Genomic DNA, 5,722 nt, shown 5'->3' with positions numbered 1-5,722 from the left:
ATGGCATAGAATGATCCCCCTAACGTTAATTTCGTTAAGAGAATCGTATACCCTGCTAGATATTATTGCAACTATAATTTGGAATCACTCTACTAGCCGCTGATACTGAACATGAAAGAATGTTAAAAGATTTTTAGACAGTATATTGACAATCGAAAGCAAAAAGTGTCATACTCTTCATTAGACAATATAATGTCCAATGAAAGGGGATACATCATATGGATATAGCACGGGATTTATTCTTCGCACAGCAAGCTCTTGTGACATTGTTTTCCGTGACCAACAAACTGCAAATGCAGGGCGACAAATATTTACAAGATTTAACGCTCCGTCAAATGTTGGCAGTACCTGCCATTATCCATGCGCCGGACGGAAACGCAACAATCAATCATATTGCGCGGAAACTGGGGACCACCAAGCAAAGCGCGAAACAGATCGTTGATGCTATGGAAAAAAAGAAGTACCTATCCATTGCGCCAAATGAACGGGATAAACGCGCGGTCAATGTCACCATTACGTCAGAGGGAGAGCAGGCTTTCAGAGCGTGTTCAGAACGCGTAGATGAGTTTTTAGCGGATATCTTCCATGATTTTACGACGGAAGATTTAGAAACCCTGTGGACGCTTCTCCAAAAGCTGTATCGCTTCGATGGTATGGAGCAAGAAGGCTTTGAGGAACACATGAACTATAACGCAAGTGAAGCAGATAACATACTGCAATATCATCAAAATTTTCTAAAGAGGAGAACCAATAACCATGGGTAAAAACACAATACTTTCAAAAGATTTTATTCTCGTTGTGATAGGCCAGATTATTTCTATATTTGGCAATCAAATATTAAGGTATGCGCTTCCGCTTTACCTGCTCAATCAAACAGGCTCAGCTGTTTTATTTGGAATAATTTTGGCAGTATCTTTTATTCCAATGATTTTACTGTTCCCGATAGGAGGAATCATTGCCGACCGTGTCAACAAGAGGAACATCATGGTAGTTTTAGATTTTGGCACAGCCATACTCATTTTCTTGTTTTATTTGTTGGCCGGGAGAATAGATATTGTCCCGCTTATGGCAATTACAATGATCCTGTTGTATGGCATACAGGGCGCTTATCAGCCAGCGGTTAAGGCAAGCGTGCCTGTTCTGGTGGAATCGGGACATATCATGAAGGCAAACTCGGTTGTTGATATGGTTAACTCTATGTCCAGTATGGCAGGGCCGGTAATCGGAGGTCTTCTGTTTTCTATTTTGGGATTAACACCTGTTTTATATGTAAGTATCGGCTGTTTTTTCGCGGCTGCGGTAATGGAGATTTTTATCTGCATTCCATTTGAAAAGAGGAAAACAACCGGAAATATCTTTGTTACCGGCCTTGGCGACCTTAAAGAAAGTTTCAGCTTTATGTTCGGAGGGCGGCCTGTCATCTGGAAAATATCTTTAATATTTGCTTCTTCTAATTTATTGCTGACTTCGTTGATTACGATTGCGCTTCCGGTTATCATTACCCGGCATTTGGGTTTTGCTCCGGATACCGCCAATCGGTTATATGGATATGCGCAAGGCGTAATTGCGGCAGGGGCCATCTTGGGTGGCTTGCTCGCCGGAGTATTATCCAACAGACTGAGGTCAAAGACAAGTCCCGTCCTTCTGATCGGGTGCTCTTTGTCCATACTCTTAGAAGGAATTGCGCTGCAAACGCTGAGCGCACCTATGGGAATCTATATCATCTTAATAGTTGGAGGTGGTCTGTTATTGACATTGCACACATTATTCCAAATTCAGATGATGACATATCTGCAACTTTTAACACCAAACGATTTAATCGGAAAAGTCATTTCATGCTTTATGTGCGTTGTTATGTGTACAATTCCTCTGGGACAGCTCGTTTATGGGTTTGTTTTTGAACATATAGGAAGTGACACATATCTTCCGTTTTATATAGCAGCATTGATAATGACAGGAATTAGTGTCTTTACCCGCCGTATTTTCTATGGGATTGACCATGAAACAGAAAAAACAAGAAAGCAGGTGACTAATGGTGCTTGAAGAAAAATGGATACTATGTCCTGTCTGTGTTAATAAAACCCGGCTTAGAATTCGAGAAGATACCGTCCTTGAAAATTCTCCTCTATTCTGCCCGAAATGCAAACAGGAAACCATCATTACAGTGCGACAATTTAATATATCAGTTATTAAAGAGCCAGACGCTAAGACGCAGAGCCGATAAATCGGTAGTCGCCATTTTAAAATTTGAGGGCATTCCCTCCCTCACCGAAAGTCAGCGTTGGAAGGCCAAAGGTTGGATCTGTTTTTTCGCTACCAGTACTTATCGCTAACAAAATGGCCCTGGGCCTGGGCTTCCTGGGGAGGCCGCAAATCCACCAGTATGACATCAACCCCGATGCGAACTATCCTGTCCCAGGGAACTACAATTTCATCCTCACGGCCAAAAAACCCCATGATCCTGCCTCCCTGTCCGGGCAGGATTATGGCGTTGATTTTACCCTCTTCCATGTTAATGTCTATATCCTTAATAGGCCCCAGCCGCCTGCCGTCATTTATGTTAATGACTTCCCTCATCCTGAGATCGGATATTTTAACCATGCGCAGGATTCCCCCCGGTATTTTGTTAATATTTTAACTGGTAGGTTAAATAACCTGCTGCCTGTCTATCTGCTGTTATATTTATATTGCGCTTACTTCCATTTTAGTTTCATATATTGCTTTACCATTAAAAAAATATATGGCCGGGACAGGCCCAATTAGCTAAAAAGCCTGCCCAGCCATTCCCGGGAGTCCGCGACCAGTTCCATAAACTTAAATTTAAATACCACCCTGGGTTGAATTTCCTCCTCATCCTCACTCCGGCCTGCTTTGGAGGGAACCGCTCCATCGCCAAAGCCGGCGGGCAAATCCGGCGACAGCGCAGGCAGGGCCGCTTTCCCCGGACTTCCGCCGCTATTCTCAAGGCCGCCTGATTCATTATCAGGCAAATTCCCGACAGCCGGCGCGCCATCCTCGGGGACTATGGAGGAAGGTTTTTTTTCGGCTGCGGCGTCCGGTATTTCCGACTGGCCGGTGAAGCACAGGGGAGGGAAAAGAACGCACCACCAATTGGCGCCCTTTCCTTCGCCGATTATCACCCGAACTGCCTGATAATTTCCGGCGGGAAGGGTAAGTTCCGCCGGAATACCTTCACGTTCTATCCGGTATGTTCTGTCCGGAAACCGGTAACTTCCCATGCATACCGTCACCGGGTAGCTGCAGCCTGATTGTAGCAGAACCCTCCTGGCCGCCGAGCTTATATCCCCGGCGTGCCGGCTCACCACCGCCCTGGCCTGCCCAGCGCTTTCAACACCCTCAAAATACGGGGTCATGGTACGGATAACCTCGTCCCTGACCATATATTTCAGGGCCTGGTCCAGGGGACTGTTGCTGTGGGCAATTATATGAAGACGGATAAGATTGCCGCTCCTAAAGCCGTCCACGGTGCTGTTATACAAGTGCCAGCCCCAGAATGAAAATGCCGTTATTAATACTGCTATTAACGCGGCTATTGCTTTTTTGTTCATATATTCTACTCTCCCTCAAACACTAACTGTATAGTTAAAGTTTGGCCGCAATAACCTGGTTTTATACAATTTAACAGCATTTCCCCCGCAAACATCTGAAAAAGCATCAGCTATAGATGAAAAGTTGATTATTTAAAAGTTTCCCCCTGAAAATTAATTCGCCCTGGAATTCGCCCGGAGCAGACAGCAAAAACCCCGGATTTTCCATATCCGGGGTTAACTTCATTTTCACAAATATTTCCTCATATGGCTTAAAGCCGCCTTTTCCAGCCTGGACACCTGGGCCTGGGATATTCCAATCTCCTCGGCCACCTCCATCTGGGTTTTGCCTTCATAAAACCTTAAGGATAGTATATGCTTCTCCCGGTCGCTTAATTTTCGCAGGGCGTCACGTATGGCTATACCTTCCAGCCAGCTGTAATCATGATTTTTTTCATCGCTGATTTGATCCATCACAAATATTGGATCTCCCCCATCGTGATAAATGGGCTCAAAAAGTGAAATGGGCTCCTGAATGGCGTCCAGGGCAAACACAATTTCTTCCCGGGGCATGTTCAGTTCTCCGGCTATTTCATTAATCGAAGGTTCCCGGGAATATTTATTTACCAGCGAGTCCCGCACCTGCAACGCCTTGTACGCCACATCCCTTAAAGAGCGGCTAACCCTGATGGGGTTGTTGTCCCTGAGATAACGCCTTATTTCACCGATAATCATGGGAACCGCATAGGTGGAAAATTTAACATTCTGGGACAGGTCGAAATTGTCTATGGCTTTCATCAGCCCTATACAGCCCACCTGAAAAAGGTCGTCAACATACTCTCCCCGGTTGGTAAAACGTTGTATCACGCTGAGCACCAGACGCAGGTTTCCGTTAATAAGCTGGCTCCGGGCGCTTATATCGCCTTTATGCATGGCTTCAAAGAGGGCGCGCATCTGTGCCCCGGTCAGTACCGGGAGCTTTGAAGTATTAACACCGCAGATTTCCACCTTGTTGACCAACATGGATGACTCCCACCCTCTTTTTACTGTTTGCACCGACTTCAATTTCATTATTACCTTCACCCGGTGGGTTTATACATTTTATAAAAGCAAAAAACCCCGCCGGGTTCTCCGCTTCCGGCAGGGTTAATTATTAAAAGCCCCAGGATAAGCCTTTATTCCATCCTGTGCATCTCCTTTTTCAGTCTTTTTATTATTCTTTTTTCCAGCCTTGATATATATGACTGGGAGATACCCAGCAAGTCCGCCACTTCCTTTTGGGTCTTCTCCGCCCCGTTGTTCAGCCCGAATCTGAGTTCCATTATTTTCCTTTCTCTTCCGGTTAATTTTTGCAGGGCCAGATAAAGAAGCTTTCTGTCCACCTCGTCTTCAATTAATTTGTAAATCACATCGTTCTCCGTCCCCAACACATCGGACAGCAGCAGCTCATTGCCGTCCCAGTCGATGTTCAGCGGCTCGTCGAAGGAAACCTCCGTACGGGTTTTGTTGTTCCTTCTCAGGTACATCAATATCTCATTTTCAATGCAGCGGGAGGCGTATGTGGCCAATTTTATTTTTTTTGCCGGGTCGAAGGTGTTCACGGCTTTAATAAGGCCTATTGTGCCTATGGACACCAGATCCTCAATGCCCACTCCGGTATTTTCAAATTTCCTGGCGATGTAAACCACCAGCCGCAGATTTCTTTCGATCAAAACGCTGCGCACCGCCCCGTCGCCGGCTTCCAGCCTGTTGATCAGAAAAGATTCCTCATCGGTGGAAAGAGGCGGCGGAAGCGCCTCGCTGCTTCCCACATAATATACCTCGGGGTATTCGCCCAGCCACTGCATAACCCGCACCACCGTAAGGCGGAAAAACAATTTAATCTGCCAGATAGCAGGCAATGATCCACCACCTCCCTTTCTAAATATATAAGTGCGCCTTGGGTTCTGAAGGGGTTATTCCCCTACCGGACATACGTTGGGGACATTCCTCACCCCATAGTCATATACATTGGGGACATTCCTCCGACCCGAAAACCATATTGATTGGGGACATTCCTCTGACCCGAAAGCCATATTCATTGGGGACATTCCTCTGACCCGAAAGCCATGCTCCAAAGAGAGGTGTGTCCCCTAACCTTAGATAGAGGTGTGTCCCCTAACCTTAGATAGAGG

General features: G+C 45.9%; 7 protein-coding genes. 3 read left to right on the top strand and 4 right to left on the bottom strand.

Going from position 1 to position 5,722, the window contains the following annotated elements; translation table 11 throughout:
- The first annotated feature begins 218 nt into the window (after window positions 1–218).
- From DCCM_RS17400 to DCCM_RS17390, 3 genes are read left to right on the top strand one after another with little or no spacing between them, the layout of a single operon-like run.
- Complete coding sequence (locus tag DCCM_RS17400; protein WP_104373661.1) at window positions 219–764, top strand: MarR family winged helix-turn-helix transcriptional regulator; 546 nt, start codon at window positions 219–221, stop codon at window positions 762–764.
- Complete coding sequence (locus tag DCCM_RS17395) at window positions 757–2,043, top strand: MFS transporter (protein ID WP_104373660.1); 1,287 nt, start codon at window positions 757–759, stop codon at window positions 2,041–2,043. The genes DCCM_RS17400 and DCCM_RS17395 overlap by 8 nt, the downstream gene beginning before the upstream one ends.
- Window positions 2,033–2,224: a cysteine-rich KTR domain-containing protein gene (locus DCCM_RS17390; RefSeq protein WP_373855523.1), complete on the top strand. Its 192-nt coding sequence runs from the start codon at window positions 2,033–2,035 to the stop codon at window positions 2,222–2,224. Before DCCM_RS17395 ends, DCCM_RS17390 begins: the two co-directional genes overlap by 11 nt.
- 89 nt (window positions 2,225–2,313) lie before the next feature.
- On the opposite strand, the gene DCCM_RS17385 is transcribed toward DCCM_RS17390, so the two are convergent.
- The 4 genes from DCCM_RS17385 to sigE form a co-directional block, all read right to left on the bottom strand.
- The gene (locus DCCM_RS17385; protein WP_104373659.1) at window positions 2,314–2,601 is read right to left on the bottom strand and encodes a YlmC/YmxH family sporulation protein; all 288 of its coding nucleotides are present in this window, start codon (window positions 2,599–2,601) and stop codon (window positions 2,314–2,316) included.
- Window positions 2,602–2,759: 158 nt separating this feature from the next.
- Complete coding sequence (locus tag DCCM_RS17380; RefSeq protein ID WP_104373658.1) at window positions 2,760–3,569, bottom strand: stage II sporulation protein R; 810 nt, start codon at window positions 3,567–3,569, stop codon at window positions 2,760–2,762.
- 228 nt (window positions 3,570–3,797) lie between these two features.
- The gene (sigG, locus tag DCCM_RS17375) at window positions 3,798–4,571 is read right to left on the bottom strand and encodes an RNA polymerase sporulation sigma factor SigG (RefSeq protein WP_104373657.1); all 774 of its coding nucleotides are present in this window, start codon (window positions 4,569–4,571) and stop codon (window positions 3,798–3,800) included.
- Window positions 4,572–4,723: 152 nt separating this feature from the next.
- Window positions 4,724–5,440, bottom strand: coding sequence for an RNA polymerase sporulation sigma factor SigE (gene sigE / locus DCCM_RS17370; protein WP_373855524.1), 717 nt, complete (start codon window positions 5,438–5,440; stop codon window positions 4,724–4,726).
- Window positions 5,441–5,722: the final 282 nt, after the last annotated feature.

The organism is Desulfocucumis palustris (assembly GCF_002933875.1).
GTDB lineage: Bacteria > Bacillota > Desulfotomaculia > Desulfotomaculales > Desulfocucumaceae > Desulfocucumis > Desulfocucumis palustris.
Note: the sequence above shows the minus strand (reverse complement) of the source record. Positions and strands in the feature narration are given on the sequence as shown.